Source organism: Winogradskyella sp. (assembly GCF_016744625.1).
GTDB lineage: Bacteria > Bacteroidota > Bacteroidia > Flavobacteriales > Flavobacteriaceae > Winogradskyella.
Genome location: NZ_JADGDZ010000065.1, coordinates 2,793 through 19,319 on the forward strand (window position 1 = coordinate 2,793; position 16,527 = coordinate 19,319).

Sequence of the window (16,527 nt, forward strand, 5' to 3'; positions counted from 1 at the left end):
CTCTTATTAATGATAGTGATAAAAAATTTTCGGCAATTTTTTTTCCATCACTATTATTAAAAACACTTTTAATCTTATTTCTTATTTTATCTAATAAACCCATTTAAAATTTATGAAACTTAGTCCAAGTATTTCTTAAAAAAAGTTGTGCCGGCTTTTCTATGTAAAAAGTAATGCCATAAGCTATCGACATTGTAACTACGCTAGGAATTAAAATTAACAACATATTATTTTCTACACCATTATCAATCAATGTATTAATAATAAAATACCCAATAAACTGATGAATGAGATATAATGCATAAGATATCTCACCTAAAATGATTAATGGTTTCAGTTTAATCCATTTCAATTTATCATATACAAACAGATAAAATATAACAATAAACAACAATAGAAAAAGGTGCTTATATAATGAATCTGAAATAACAAAAGAAGTCAAGAAAGAACCAAAAATAAGAAGGTGAGTCCACCATTTCGCTTCATTACTTTTTATCTTGTAAAAACTAATACCAATAATAAAAAGATGCCCGAAATTCAAATTTAGCAAAACTCTAAGTGGCATAACATCATGCAAAGAATTAAGTGAAATAGCTAATAACCATATAAAGCATAACAAATCAACATGTCTAATTTTCTTAAAAAGTAGCATACAAAACATTAAAAAATAAAACATTAATTCTGGTAATAATGACCAATACACACCATCAACTCTTTTAACACCAAAAATATCTGGAATCATAGTTAGATTAATCATCAACTCAGAAAAATTGCGATGATACAATACTAAATCACTAGATCTTATCAAAAAGAAAGTTAGAAATACACAAATCCAAAATGTAGGATATAATCGAGTAAAACGTTTATAAGCAAACTCTATTGGTTTTGTATTCTTTTTTATCGTAAGAAAAATTACAAATCCGCTTATTATAAAGAACAAATCAACTCCTAAACCTCCATATTTAAAACTAAATAATTGAGTAGTGAGTGATGTACTAAATATTTCAGAGTACTTTGTGGTGTAATGAAAAAGCAAAACCGAAAGACAAGCTATTCCTCTAAGACTATCAAGTTCTTTTAATCTACCCATTCGTTATTTACAATGCCAGTTTAAACTATTCTAATAAACACATTCACTAAAGAAATAAAACCTTAACTATTTTCTTGAAATGCAAATAAACTTCCTAATTTAAAAAGAGTAATCACCCCCCTCTTAAACATAAAAGCTTATTTTAATTCACCTGCAAATCTAAAACAATTCCAAGACTATTCAAGTTCATTCTTAAGATTTAAAAATCAGTGATAAATTATGAAAAACAGACAATGCTTAAAATCAGTGATTACCCAAAAACCAACGATATGTATCTTTAATCCCTTTCTCTAAAGCAATCTTAGGTTCCCATCCCAAACTCCTCAACTTAGAACTATCCATTAACTTTCTTGGTGTGCCATCTGGTTTAGTACTATCCCAAATAATGTCGCCTTTATGACCAACAATATTTTGTATGGTTTCTGCCAAAACATTAATGGTAATATCTGTACCAGTACCAACATTATATAAGTATTCAGGCAACACATTCTCTACAGCAAATAAAACCGCTTGTGCTAAATCATCAACATGTAAAAACTCGCGCATTGGTGTACCACTTCCCCAAAGTTCTACTGGAGAATTACTATTCCCCTTAGCTTCATGAAATTTGCGTAACATCGCTGGCAAAACATGTGAACTTTTTAAATCGAAATTATCATTAGGACCATAAAGATTAGTTGGCATTAAACTAACAAAGTCTTTGCCGTATTGTTCTCTTATAGCTTCGCAAGCTTTCACTCCCGCAATTTTAGCTATTGCATACCATTGATTAGTGGGTTCTAAACTATCTGTAAGTAGATACTCTTCTTTTAAAGGTTGTGCAGCAAATTTTGGATAAATACAAGAGCTTCCTAAAAAGATAAACTTTTGGATTTCTACTTTATGAGCAGCATCAATAAGGTTATTCTGAATTTGCAAGTTCTCCATTAAAAATGGATAAGGATTGTCATTGTTAGCTAAAATCCCTCCAACTCTAGCTGCAGCATCTATAATGATGTCTGGCTTTTCTGATTTTATAAAATTAATAACTGATTGCTGATTACGTAAATCGAGATCTTTGCTTGTTTTACCAATAAGATGAGTATAACCTTTAGCTTCAAGCACTCGCCAAACTGCAGAACCAACCATACCACGATGTCCTGCAATATATATTTTTGAATCTTTATGAATACTACTCAAAATAATTCATGGTTTTAAAACCGCCTTCATCAAGATATTGCTGTTCTTGCATTACTTTAATATCCCCTTTCATCATATCTTTTACTAAATCAGCTAAATCATACTGACATTCCCAACCTAACTTTTCTTTAGCCTTAGAAGCATTACCAACTAACAAATCGACTTCTGTTGGTCTAAAATAACGTGGATCTACAGCTAAAACTTCTTTACCAATTTCTATTTGATAATCGGGATGATTACATTTTGTAACATAAGCCTTTTCTGCTTCTCCTTCCCCTTTAAATTCTAGTTCAACACCAACTTCTGCAAAACTCATAAGTACAAACGCTCTTACTTTTGTGGTTACACCAGTTGCAATTACCCAATCCTCTGCTTCATCAGCCTGTAGTATCATCCACATCATGCGAACATAATCTTTGGCATGTCCCCAATCACGCTGAGAATCAAGGTTCCCTAAATAAAATTTATCTTGTAATCCTAGTGCAATACGAGAAACTGCTCTTGTGATTTTACGCGTCACGAATGTTTCTCCTCTAATTGGAGATTCATGGTTAAACAAAATTCCATTACAGGCATACATATTATAGGCTTCGCGATAATTAACCGTAATCCAATACGCGTACATTTTTGCTACCGCATAAGGTGAACGCGGATAAAATGGAGTCGTCTCCGATTGTGGCACTTCTTGTACTTTACCATATAACTCAGATGTTGAGGCCTGATAAATTCGTGTCTTATTTTCTAAACCTAATAAACGTACTGCATCTAAAATACGTAAAGTTCCTAAACCATCTGCATTACCCGTATATTCTGGGATCTCAAAAGACACAGCTACATGACTCATTGCTGCTAAGTTATAAATCTCGTTAGGTTGAATTTCTTTTATTAAACGAATAAGATTAGTGCTATCCGTCATATCACCATAATGCAAAAAGAAGTTTTTATGATCAACATGAGGATCTTGATAAAGGTGATCAATTCTGTCCGTATTAAACAATGACGAACGTCGTTTTAAACCATGAACGACATAGCCTTTCTTTAATAAAAATTCACTGAGATAAGCACCATCTTGCCCAGTAACTCCAGTTATAAATGCAATTTTACTCATAAAATGACACCAAACTCACCTGATGTGAGCCAATTTAGATTAGTTTTTTACAAATCTAAAACAAATCCAAGACTATTCTATAGTATTTGAATATTTTAAAAAAGTCACCTAATTTATAGGATGAAAAATTATATTTCATTTAGAAATCTCTTTATCTAAAAAATAATACGATAAAATATTGCTATCATAAAATTTATGAAGGACAGCACTCTCAAAAAGTGATTCTAGAATAGATAAAATCTATATTATATGAAATCTAAAGGCGCATCTTAAACAAAGGTTCTTTTTTAAATATATAAGAATATTTTTAAAATTCACAAGGGTATTTTTACGATTTGTCTAAAAAATCATATCATTTACTATCGAAACTGCAAATAAATCAATAGAATTTTTATATTTGTTCACTAAGATTTTTTAACTCCTACATAGTTTTAAATCTTAAACCCCAAAAGTCTTAAACGAATTCCTACTTATTAATAATTACTGCATAATTAATCGGTGCAGAATAATTTAACTAATTGACTTATATGAAACATTTTTACATTTTTTTAGTAACTCTTTTAATTAGTAGTTTAGGCTTTGGTCAGACCACTGTGACTTATGACTTTTCAGCAGGTGGAGCGAGTACATCAGACAATTTAGACGCAAATATAAGTTTTACTACAGCCCAGAATTCTGGTACAACAGCTCCAGTTATTAATAGCGGTCAATTACGTTTATATCAAAATGCCACAAAAGGAGGTTCAATTATTATAACACCTTCAAATGGAGCTACTATCACATCAGTTATAATCAATGCCTCTGGCACTACAGGTCCTGCAGGCTATACTGTAGATAGTGGTACTGCAACAAATTTATCTGCTAGCACTACTTATACCATTAATAGCATCTCAGCAAGTACTGAAGTTGAGTTTTACCAAAGAGATGCCTCTAGTGGTAATAGAATATATGTTGACAGCTTTGAAGTTACTTATACACCTTCTGGTGGCTCAAGCAACAGTACTATAGAAATTACTACAGCAGGTGGTTGCTGTGCAGGTGAGAAATGGTCAAGTATTACGACTGGTATTGATGGCACTGGAACTCAAGTTTGGGGACAAGGGAATGGTACACAATGCAATAGCTCAGGTTTATTAACCAATGAAGTAATATCATTACCACCTGGGACATACTATGTAAACTGTTACGATCAATACGATGATTCTTGGGATGGCACTACAATATCAGTTACTGCATATGGTAGTGTAATTGGTGATAATGGAGGTGTTACACCTGATGATGGAGCAGATACTGATTCTGCAACTAGTTGTGAAGGAACACCCGAAGAACTGGAAGCCTCTTTTCAGATTATTGTACCTGCTCCTCCTTCGTGTCCAGATATTACTGGTTTAACGATAGATAGTTTTACAGATACAACTGCAGCCATTAGTTGGACTGCAGGTGGCTCAGAAACCGATTGGGAAATTGTAGTGCAAGCCGATGGTCTTGGGACTCCTGGTGGTTCTGGCACAGCTACAGCTACTAATCCTCATAGTGCAACTTTATTAACTGAATCTACTGCTTACGAAGTTTATGTAAGAGCAAATTGTCTAGGAAATGGGTTCAGTGCTTGGGTTGGTCCTATAGACTTTACGACAGCTCCTTCTTGCCCAGATATTACTAGTTTAACGGTAGATAGTTTTACAGATACAACTGCAGAGATTAGCTGGACAGTTGGTGGCTCAGAATCAGCTTGGGAAATTGTAGTACAAGCCGATGGTCTTGGGACTCCTGGTGGTTCTGGTACAGCAACTACATCTAATCCATATAGTGCTACAAGTTTGACAGCTAGCACAGCTTACGAAGTCTTTGTTAGAGCAAATTGTCTAGGAAATGGGTTCAGTGCTTGGGTCGGACCAGTTGATTTTACAACAACTGCTGCCCCAATTACATCCTTTCCTTACAATGAAGACTTTGACTCTGGAGCTGGTGGTTGGATTGCAGATAACACAAATAGTGGTTCTTGGGCTTTAGGAGCACCAGCTGCTACAACCATTAATACTGCAGATTCTGGTACTGATGCTTGGGTAACTAACTTAACTGGAGATTATGTTACTAATGACGATTCTTTTGTTATAAGTCCACCATTTGATATGTCTGGTCTTGCAGCTCCTGTGATTGAACTAAGTATTTGGTACGAAGCAGAGTTTAGTTATGATGGAATGGTATTACAATCATCAATTGACGGTGGTACAAGCTGGCAAAATGTTGGTGCACTAAGTGACCCTAACAATTGGTATAATGATGCTACAATTTCTAATGGAGATCCTGGAGGGCAAGAAACAGGCTGGACAGGTAGTTCTGGTGGATGGCTTGCAGCAAAAAATGATTTAACTGGTCTTGGTGGTCAAAGTAGTGTACTTTTAAGAGTAGCCTTTGGTTCTGATACTAGTTCAAATGATGAAGGTGGAGCTTTTGATAGCATAAGCATTTATGATCCTGCGTGTCCTGACATTACAGGATTAACAATAGATAGTTTTGCTGCTGAAACAGCTGAGATTAGCTGGACAGCAGGTGGAACTGAAACCGATTGGGAAGTTCTAGTACAAGCAGACGGAACAGGTTCACCTGCTTCTGGTACAGCAACGACTAGCAATCCTTATAGTGCAACTGGCTTAACCGAATCAACGGCTTACGAAGTGTATGTTAGAGCAGATTGTGGTGGTGGTCAGTATAGTGCTTGGGTTGGACCAGTTGATTTTACAACAACAGCCCTATGTCCTGAAGTTTCAGGTGTAACAATAGATAGTTTTACAGGTGATTCAGTAACGGTGAGTTGGACCAATGGTGCATCTGAAGATGATTGGGAAGTTTTAGTTCAAGCAGATGGAACAGGTTCTCCTGCATCTGGAACTGCAACAACTACTAATCCTCATACTGAAAGTGGATTAACTGGAAACACAGCATATGAAGTTTATGTGAGAGCGGATTGTAATGATGCTAGTAATGGCTATAGTACTTGGGTTGGTCCTGTAGATTTTACAACATCTTGTGTTGCAATCGTACCAGACTATATAGCAGACATGTCAACAAATGTACCTGACTCTTGTTGGGATGAAGCTACAAATGGCGAAGTCGCTGTTGGACCAACTGGTCTAGGTTCATCATCATGGAGTAGTACAGGTACAGGTGATGATAATAATTATGGAGCAGGAATTTTTAGTAATAGAGTTAATATATTTGGGACAACTGCCTTAAGAGATTGGTTAATTTCACCAACATTTAATTTATCATCTGGTGGTCCTTACCAATTAGAAATAAATGTTGCAGTTACAAACTATAATGATGGTGATACTGATGATTCTATGGGATCTGATGATGAAGTACAACTATTGATTAGTACTGATGGTGGTAGTACATGGACTAATCTTACAACTTGGAACTCAGCTAACGAACCTGCTTTTACAGGCACTGAATATACAGAGGACTTAACAGCTTACTCAGGCAATGCTCAATTTGCTATTTGGGCATCTAATGGAACTACAACTGGACAAGATTATGATTTCCATGTTGGTAAATTTAATATAAATGCTATACCATCAAGTCAAACCGTAGATTATTGTAATCTACAATCGCCAAGTGACGGTAGTATAAATGAAGGTTCAAACTTTGATGCTTATGCTCGAGTATATGTAGCTGGTTTTACTGAAGCAGCTGGCTCTAACCCTGACATTGAAGCTTGGATTGGTGTAAGCACAACAGACGCAACAACAGCAGCAGATTTCACATCTCCTAATTGGACATGGGTTCCTGCGACGTTTAATAACCAATTTGGTAATGATGACGAATACCAAGCAGAAATAGGGTCTTCGCAGTCAGCGGGCACACACTACTATGTGAGTCGATTTAGAGCAGATGGTGGACCATATGCTTATGGAGGTATTACACCAAGCAGTACTGGTGGTAATTTCTGGGATGGAACTAATTTTGTTTCGGGACAACTTACTGTTATTCCTACTGCACCAACTACAGTAGCAACGATTAATATTAATGGCTGCGGAGATTCAGGTAGCTACAATGGTGCTTACGCATCCATTACAGACGATGTTGTTTGGGTAGAATTGATATATGACGGTAACTGTTCAGAAATAACAGTAGATACCGAATCAACAACTGGTGTAGATACTGAAATAGGGCTTTATGATGCTTTTGGTAACCTTATTGATAGTAATGATGACGGAGGAACTGGTAGTTTAAGCTTATTAACAGAACTCGGTTTACCTGTTGGAACTTATTACATTGCTGCTGGAGCTTTTAATATAGATTTTGCCAGTAATTTTGGTGCAACTTCATCAGATACCACTGATTCAGGAACGCTATACATTAACGCTAGCACACCTAATTTACCTGATTACGTTAACTTACAATTCCCAGGAGCTGCAACGATAATAGCAGGGAATACTGCAAATGTATATGCGCAAATTTATGAAGCAGGAAATACTCCTGGAGCCGGTGCTGGAACAAATATTACTGCAGAAATTGGTATAAGTGCTGTAAATGCGACAACAGCAACAGACTTTACATCCGGAGATTGGACTTGGACAGCAGCTCCTTACTTTGGAGAATCTGGAAATAATGATGAGTATGAATTAGCCATTGGTGCTTCACTGACACCTGGCACATACTATTATGTAAGTCGTTTTAGTGTCGATGGTGGACCTTTTGCTTATGGTGGTTATAATGCTACTAATGGTAACGAATGGGATGGTTCAACTTATGTCTCAGGAGTTCTTACAGTAAATCCTGCAACAGAACCAACAAATCATGTGCTAACTTTTACAGCAGTAGCAGATTCTGACACTGAAATCACAGTAACTTGGACTGATAATGATGGTTCGCAAGCCGCTGATGGCTTTTTAATTGTTGCAAAAACTAGTGCTGCATCGTTCTTTATACCTGTTGATGGTACTGAACCAGCAGATGATACTGATTGGTCTGATGATGAAGCAGAAATTAAAATAGGCTCTGGGGTACAGACTTATACCTTTACAGGATTAACAGCAAGTACGTTATATGAATTTGAAATCTATCCTTACACAAACTCTGGTAGTCTAATAGATTTTAAAACTGATATTACTGTGCCTTCTGCTAGTGCAACTACAGATGCTGACCCTTGTGCTTTAGCAGTGACTACATTCCCTTTTGAAGAAGGATTCGAAGATTTGACTTTCCCACCGCAATGTTGGTCTTCATTTAGAGGTACTAATGGTGAAGGTACTGGGCAAGATTGGGAAAGATCAACTACTGCTAATACAGGTTCTGGATCAGCATTTGTGAGATATGAGGGAGCTACCCCTTTTGCACAAGATTGGTTAGTAACTCCTGCATTAGATTTAAGTGCACTACCTACGCCTGAGTTATCCTTTTTTGCTAGAGATGCTTACGGAACAGACTATGGTAATATATATACTATTAGAGTATCTACAACAGATACTAATATAGCATCTTTTACTACAGTACAAACTTACTCAGAATCTGACTTCTCAAATACAACTTTTGGGCAGTTCACAGTTGATTTAAGTGCCTACAATTCTGACACAACCGTATATATAGCTTTTGTTATGGAAAATGACAATGGTGACAATTGGTATGTTGATGATGTAAAAGTTGAAGATGTAACACCAGTTATATACACTTATAATGGTACTTGGTCACCAAGCGACCCAAATGGTACAGCTACAGCAAACGATGATATCCTTGTTACTTCTGGTAATGCTACATTCAGCTCTAACACAACTGCTAATACAATTACAGTAAATGCTGGAGCAAGTATTACAGTTAATACCGGTATTACATTAACAGCCATGGATGCCACTGACGGACTTACTTTAGAATCAATCTCTACCAGTTATTCAAGTTTAATCTTAAATGGTACGATTACTGGTACGGTTAATTACAAACGACATGTTAATGGAAATTCTACATTAGGAGACGTCAATGCCATTGGTGATAACGATTTAATTTCTGCACCACTATCTGGTCAAACATTTGGAACTTTCGCTGCCGCAAATAGTAATTTGCTTGCCAACCCTGGAGATGCTACAGAAAAAGCATTTGCAATTTTTGACAAGACTACTGGAGCTTATGAAAACTATTTTACAACAACAAACGCTAGTACAACCTTAGACGCTGGTGTTGGTTATAGAGCTGCAGCTAATAACACAGCTACGCTGACATTCACAGGTACGGTAAACACTGGTGTAATTACTAATAATATTGAAAATTCTGGACCAGCCTTTGCTGATTGGAATTTAATTGGTAATCCATACCCTTCTTATTTAAAGGTTCAAGACTTTTTAAATTATGAAGTGGCTACTGGTGTTGACAATCTTAGTTTATTTGTACCAACTACAGCTGCAATTTATGGTTATGATGGTGATGCTACAGGTTCAGGTGGAACTGGTTATACTATTTATAATTTAGCCAACACAACACCAACCTCAGTAGTTGCACCAGGTCAAGGATTTTTAGTAAGTTCTGATGCTGCTGATGTTACTATGTACGATGTTACATTTGATCCATCGATGCGTACAACTGGTACTAGCGATGATTTTATCTTAGGTCGTGATAGTAATGTAATTATTAATTTAGAGTTACAAATTACTTCTCCAAATGATTTATTTGTTACTGACTTTTACTTTAATGAAAGTGCAAGTTTGGGGTTAGATCCTGGCTACGATGCCGCAATTTTTGGAGGTAACGCACCAGCTTTTGCATTATACTCGCATTTAGTAGAGGAAAATATGGGAACTCCTTTTGCAATACAAACTCTAGGAGAAATGGATTTTGGAAATACAACTGTAGCTTTAGGTGTAAATGCTAATCAAGGAGAACAATTAGTATTTAACATTTCTGAAAGCACTTTACCTAGCACAATAGATGTCTATTTAGATGATGCATTAAATAATACCTCGACGTTATTAAATACTTCAGATTATATTCTAACTCCTACTACTAATTTAAATGGTACAGGAAGGTTTTATTTAAGGTTATCTGACAGTGCATTATCAAATACGGATTCGGACTTTAACGATATAAAGATATATACCACAAAAACTCCTAGATCAATATATATTCATGGAGTACTTAATGGTGAGACAACTGCTAAAGTTTATGACCTTCAAGGACGTTTAGTTTATAACTCAATAATAGATAATAATAATGTATTAAACCAAATAGATGCTACAGACCTATCTGATGGTGTTTATGTGATTACATTAAGTAATGGCTTACAACAAAAATCACAAAAAGTGATAATTAGATAAGGCCTAAACTTATTTATAAATGAATCTAAAAGTGCATCCTAAGGGTGCACTTTTTTTATTACAGTCAATTGAGATACTGACATTTTCGTCAGTAGTAGCAATCTATTAATCAATACTATATTAACTTATTCTATTTAAGTAAGGGTACCACATACTGTCCAAAATTAGTGACCAAAACACAAAAACCGTGTCCAAAAACTATAATTAACCGTTTGTTAATATCTAATTTACACTTGGGCACTAATACTTAGTATCTTTGTTGCCCTCTTTGCGGATAGCATAATTGCTGTTTAGAATAAAAAAACTTCAACATGAAACATTTTTACACTTTTTTAATCACACTATTAGTTAGTGGATTTGGGTTTGGGCAAACTAATCCTGGAGATATAGCTTTCACAGCATTTAATGCTGATGGAACTGACGAATTTGCTTTTGTTACTTTGGTAGATATATCTGCTAACACAACAATTTGGTTTACAGATAATGAGTGGGGTGGAAATTCATTTAATGATTTAAATGAAGGAGAAATACAGTGGTCTCATTCTAGTATAGTACCAGCAGGTACTGTGATTTTAATTGAAAACACTAATAATAGTTCTCCAACTGTTAATATTGGAACTGTATCTGGAGGTTCAGTAAATTTAAATGCTAGTGATGAAGAGTTATTCGCTTTATTGAGTCAACCTAGTTCATCAACTATGGCTACACCTGGATTTTTAGCTGGAATAGCAAGTGATTTAGGCTCTTCAACACTAACAGGCACTAATCTAACTTTGGGAACAAATTTTATTGACTTTAATGATGACAATGATGGTTATGAATATACTGGTCCTATTTCCGGTGAATCTAGTTTTGCCAACTATTTACCTCTGATAATGGATACAGGAGTAAATTGGTTCAATGCTGGTAGTAGCGGTAACAATATTTTACCAATTTCAACTACTGTATTTACAATAGCTTCTGGCTGTACATCACCTACAACTCAAGCTTCAATTTATAATACAACTTCCATAGGTAATACAACTGCAACATTAAATTGGACTTCAGGAGATGGTAATGGAGTATTAGTAGTTATGAGAGAAGGCTCTGCTGTTAATACTGATCCTACAGATGGAACTACTTACATTAGTAATACTATCTTTACTTCAGGAGACCAAATTGGAACAGGAAATTATGTTGTACAATCAGGTTCTGTTGCAAGTTCTGTGAGTATTACTGGTTTAAATCCGAGTACTATTTATCATGTAGCTATATATGAATACAACACCACAGGCACCTGCTATGAATTAACTGAATTAACAGGTGATTTTACTACAGATTGTTCAACACCATCAGATGTTTCGGCATTTACTGCAACATCAGGCGACACATCAGTTGATTTAAGTTGGACTAATGGTAGTTGTTTTGATGAAATTTTAGTAGTCGCTAAAGCGGGTTCTACTTTAACTAACTCACCAACTGGAGATGGCACAGCTTACACTGCTGATGCTTCTTTTAGTTTTGGTACAGATATAGGGTCTAATGAGTATGTTGTTTTTAAAGGTTCTGGTACTTCAATCACTGTAACTGGTTTAACAAATGGTACTACTTATCATTTTGAAGTTTTTGCTCGTAAGGCAACAACATGGAGTTCTGGTGTAACTAATTCTTCAACGCCAAACGCAGTTGAAGAACCTCTTGCAGGCGATTTAATTATCACTGAAGTTTCTGGTGATAATTCTGACGGGTCTAACAATGACAATGGTTATATGGAGATTTACAATAGAAGTAATAAAATAATAAACCTCGATAATATAGAAGCAAGATATTTTAATTCAAATCCTGGAAATTCTACGCAGCAAGTTACTCTTAGCGGTACATTAAGTCCAGATAGTTATATTATTGTGACTCAAAATGCAAGTAACTACACTACCGAATTTACTGATACTGCAGATGCTATTGGCAGTAATTTTTTCTTTAATGGAAGTGATGATGGTTGTGATGTTTTCCACACAAGTAATGGTATCATAGATCAGTTTAACCATAATGGAAGTGGTCAAAGCCCATGGACATGGAATGATAATTTTTCTTATAAAAGAAATTCATCTGATGGTGGTGAAATTGAAGAAAATTGGACAGCAGATGGAACAAATAACAACCCAAGAACAAAACCCAACTTATACTTTTGGACAGGAAACTCAGATAGCTCTTGGACAACTACTGGAAACTGGGATGAAAGTAGTGCTCCATCTAGCACAACAGATGTTGTTATTACTGACCAAACCAACCAACCTTCAATTTCTACGCTTGTGGATGTATCGCATGCAACAATTGAAACTAGTAGTGCATTAATTATAGAAAAAACAGGTAGTCTTGAAATAGCTGGAAACCTAAACAATAATGGCAGTTTAACTTTAGGGTCCGATTCTAATGAATACTCGAGTTTAATTGTTCAAGGAACTGCAATTGGTGGAACAGTTCAATATAATCGCTATGTTAATAATAACGCTTCTGTAAATGGTAATGATTTAATCAGTGCACCACTTTCTGGCCAAGCTTTTGATACTTTTATTACTAATAATCCTAATATTTTAACCAATACAAGTGGACCAGAGGTTTTGTTTGGTGGTTTTGATAATAATAATAGTAGTACCAATCCATTTGAGCTTTGGGATGAAACAGATGCAACACCATTAATAGCTGGTAAAGGCTATCGCAGTGGTATTTCAGTTGGCGCAAGTTCTAATCTTGTAACTTTTGAAGGTGCTGTAAATACTGGTTTAGTAGAAATTGCGATAAGTCAAGGAACTGAAAGTAAATTAAACCTAATTGGCAACCCTTTTCCTTCTTATCTCGATGCACAACTATTTTTAACTCAAAACGCAAGTTTACTCGACCCTAGTGCAAGTGTTATCTACGGTTATAATGATAGCACTGATGGAACTTCTGCTGGAGATTATACAATTATTAGCGCTTTACTAAACAACACATTGGATATTGCACCAGGTCAGGCCTTTTTTGTAGCTTCAGATGCTGCTCCCGCTGGCGATGTAGAATTTACAACAAATGGACCAGATATGCGTCTAGCTGCAGGTGGAGATGACTTTATTGCTGGAAGAAACACTTCTGCTATTACTAATTTGAAGTTAAATTTAAGCACCGCAACCGATAATTTTATTACAGATATTTTCTTTACGGAGTCTTCTAGTCTAGGATTAGACCCTGGCTATGACGCCAGTTTATTAGGTGGCACCGCACCTACATTTGCTTTATATTCACATTTAGTTCAAGACAATGCTGATGTACCAATGGCTGTACAAGCTCTAGGTGAAACTGATTATAGCGATGTAACTATTCCACTAGGTGTTAACGCAAACCAAGGTGAACAATTAACGTTTAATATTACTGCAAATACATTGCCAAATACTGTTGAAGTATATTTAGATGATACAATAGAAAGCACCACTACATTATTAAACTCTAGTGATTACATATTAACCCCTAATGCTAACTTAATAGGCACTGGCCGTTTCTTTTTACGCTTTATGAAAGATGCCTTATCAACTCCAGAGAACAATTTTGATAGTTTAAATATTTTTACAAATAAGGCAGATAAAACTATTGTTATTGCTGGTCAGCTATTAGAAGCTACTAAAGCTAATATTTATGATTTGCAAGGTCGCATAGTCGGAGTAACAAGTTTAGACACTTCTAAAAGAAGTCAATCGATTGATGTTAGCAATTTAAGCACTGGAGTTTATATTGTACAACTAAGTAATGCTATGCAAACTAAATCACAGAAAGTTATTATTAGGTAGCACTTATTATATAAAATATTAAAACGCATTCTAAATATTTTAGGATGCGTTTTTTTATAAAACCCTATTCCCTAAACTCTATAAATTAACTTAAAACAACAACTTATTAACACGAAAACGTTTTCGCTTTCATTTTTTATTGAAAAAATAATATCTTTATATCACCATAAAAATCAATTTATCATGATTAAAAAATACACATTCATAATTATTTTTTGCCTCTCTTTGTTCTTCATAAATAAAGGAGTTTCACAAGTTAGTTATACAGGAAATAGCAATAGTGGATTTGGAGGACCAATAGGTGGTGCCTCAATGACTGTTGATGACAATGGCACCGCAGTAACCTTTACATTCACAAAAGGTGGAGGTGGTTTTAACGACACCATGGTAATGTACATTTCTAATGGTGAAACTGGTAGAACATTTATAGGCTCGGATGTCAATGATACTGCAGACTCAAATCGAAGAGCTATATCAAATACTGGATCTTCGAATTTAAACTTTCCTACAGGTTTTGAAGCTACACATGGGATTGCCATAAATACTGGTTTTGGTGGTTTATGGGGAATTCCCGTAACTGGACCAGTTGGTTCTAATGGATTAAATTTCATTACTGGTGTTGGTGCGCCTGCATCCTCTGCCACTACATCTTTCACTTTTAGTTTTGACTGGTCACAAATTGGGCTTACTGATTGCGATAAATTTGACTTTGTTGTAACTTATGGCAACCCAAATGATGGGGGATCAAACATGTTTTCATCTGATGAAGCGTTTGGAGGTGGTATTGGTTCTGGAAATCCTGGATTAGGTGGTATGACCTTTACTAGTCATAGTAGCTACCCGAATACATGGACTGGAACTACAAGTACAAACTTTAATATAGGTTCTAACTGGTCGGAAGGGTTACCAAATGGAAATCACACTCTTTTTATTCCTAATACGACTAATCAACCTATTTCAATCTCTGTTATTACTATTAAAAGAATTGTGGTTGATTCTGGCTCTTCATTAACGGCTGAAAATTCTCTAACGGCTAATGTTATTTTGAAATCTACCTCAACTTCATATTCTAGCTTAATAGTTGATGGTAGCGTAACAGGCACTGTAAGATATAATCGTCATATTAACAATAATGCGCCTGTAAATGGTAATGATTTAATCAGTGCACCACTTTCTGGGGAAGCTTTTGATACCTTTATTACTAATAATCCTAATATTTTAGCCAATCCAAGTGGGTCAGAGGTTTTGTTTGGTGGTTTTGATAATAATAGCAGTACCAATCCATTTGAACTTTGGGATGAAACTGATACAACACCTTTAGTAGCAGGAAAAGGTTATCGCAGTGGTATTACAGTCGGCGCAAGTTCTAACCTTATTACTTTTGAAGGCATTGTAAATACTAGTTTAGTAGAAATTGCGATAAATCAGGGAACAGAAAGCAAATTAAATCTAATTGGTAACCCTTTTCCGTCTTATCTCGATGCACAGCTATTTTTAACTCAGAACGCAAGTTTACTCGATCCTAGCGCAAGTGTTATTTATGGTTATAATGATAGTACTGATGGAACTTCAGCCGGAGATTATACGATTATTAGCGCTTTACTAAACAACACATTAAATATTGCACCAGGTCAGGCCTTTTTTGTAGCTTCAGATATTGCTCCTGTTGGCGATGTAGAATTTACAACAAGTGGACCAGATATGCGTCTAGCTGCAGGTGGAGATGACTTTATTGCTGGAAGAAACACTTCTGCTATTACTAATTTGAAGTTAAATTTAAGTACCGCAACCGATAATTTTATTACAGATATTTTCTTTACAGAGTCTTCTAGTCTAGGATTAGACCCTAGCTATGATGCCAGTTTATTAGGTGGCATCGCGCCAGCTTTTGCTTTATATTCACATTTAGTTCAAGACAATGCTGATGTACCAATGGCTATACAAGCTCTTGGTGAAACTGATTATAGCGATGTAACTATTCCACTAGGTGTTAACGCAAACCAAGGTGAACAATTAACGTTTAATATTACTGCAAATACATTGCCAAAT

At 35.4% G+C, this 16,527-nt stretch carries 6 protein-coding genes; 3 read left to right on the plus strand and 3 right to left on the minus strand.

Annotation, left to right across the window (positions count from 1 at the left end):
• Window positions 1-103 precede the first annotated feature (103 nt).
• The 3 genes from QZZ53_RS12550 to gmd all read right to left on the minus strand — a co-directional run bounded on the left by QZZ53_RS12550 (window position 104) and on the right by gmd (window position 3,377).
• Window positions 104-1,090, minus strand: a complete 987-nt coding sequence (locus QZZ53_RS12550; RefSeq protein ID WP_296385185.1) for an acyltransferase — start codon at window positions 1,088-1,090, stop codon at window positions 104-106.
• Window positions 1,091-1,333: 243 nt separating this feature from the next.
• Entirely contained in the window at window positions 1,334-2,260 is a 927-nt protein-coding gene (locus tag QZZ53_RS12555) for a GDP-L-fucose synthase (RefSeq protein WP_296385193.1), read from the minus strand.
• A gap of 1 nt (window position 2,261) precedes the next feature.
• Complete coding sequence (gene gmd, locus QZZ53_RS12560; RefSeq protein WP_296385186.1) at window positions 2,262-3,377, minus strand: GDP-mannose 4,6-dehydratase; 1,116 nt, start codon at window positions 3,375-3,377, stop codon at window positions 2,262-2,264.
• Window positions 3,378-3,904: 527 nt separating this feature from the next.
• Between gmd and QZZ53_RS12565 the strand changes: the two genes are divergently transcribed.
• The 3 genes from QZZ53_RS12565 to QZZ53_RS12575 form a co-directional block, all read left to right on the plus strand.
• Window positions 3,905-10,681: a choice-of-anchor J domain-containing protein gene (locus tag QZZ53_RS12565; RefSeq protein ID WP_296385188.1), complete on the plus strand. Its 6,777-nt coding sequence runs from the start codon at window positions 3,905-3,907 to the stop codon at window positions 10,679-10,681.
• A 311-nt stretch (window positions 10,682-10,992) separates the two neighbouring features.
• A complete protein-coding gene (locus tag QZZ53_RS12570) occupies window positions 10,993-14,478 on the plus strand; it encodes a T9SS type A sorting domain-containing protein (protein WP_296385190.1) in 3,486 nt (1,161 codons plus the stop codon).
• Between the two features lie 183 nt (window positions 14,479-14,661).
• Window positions 14,662-16,527, plus strand: a 1,866-nt coding sequence (locus QZZ53_RS12575) for a hypothetical protein (protein ID WP_296385192.1), incomplete at its 3' end; no start/stop codon positions are given.

Bases quoted from the DNA above. Each gene is read 5' to 3' on its own strand.
- QZZ53_RS12550 (WP_296385185.1), bottom strand. From the start codon at position 1,090: ATGGGTAGATTAAAAGAACTTGATAGTCTTAGAGGAATAGCTTGTCTT.
- QZZ53_RS12565 (WP_296385188.1), top strand. From the start codon at position 3,905: ATGAAACATTTTTACATTTTTTTAGTAACTCTTTTAATTAGTAGTTTA.
- gmd (WP_296385186.1), bottom strand. From the start codon at position 3,377: ATGAGTAAAATTGCATTTATAACTGGAGTTACTGGGCAAGATGGTGCT.
- QZZ53_RS12570 (WP_296385190.1), top strand. From the start codon at position 10,993: ATGAAACATTTTTACACTTTTTTAATCACACTATTAGTTAGTGGATTT.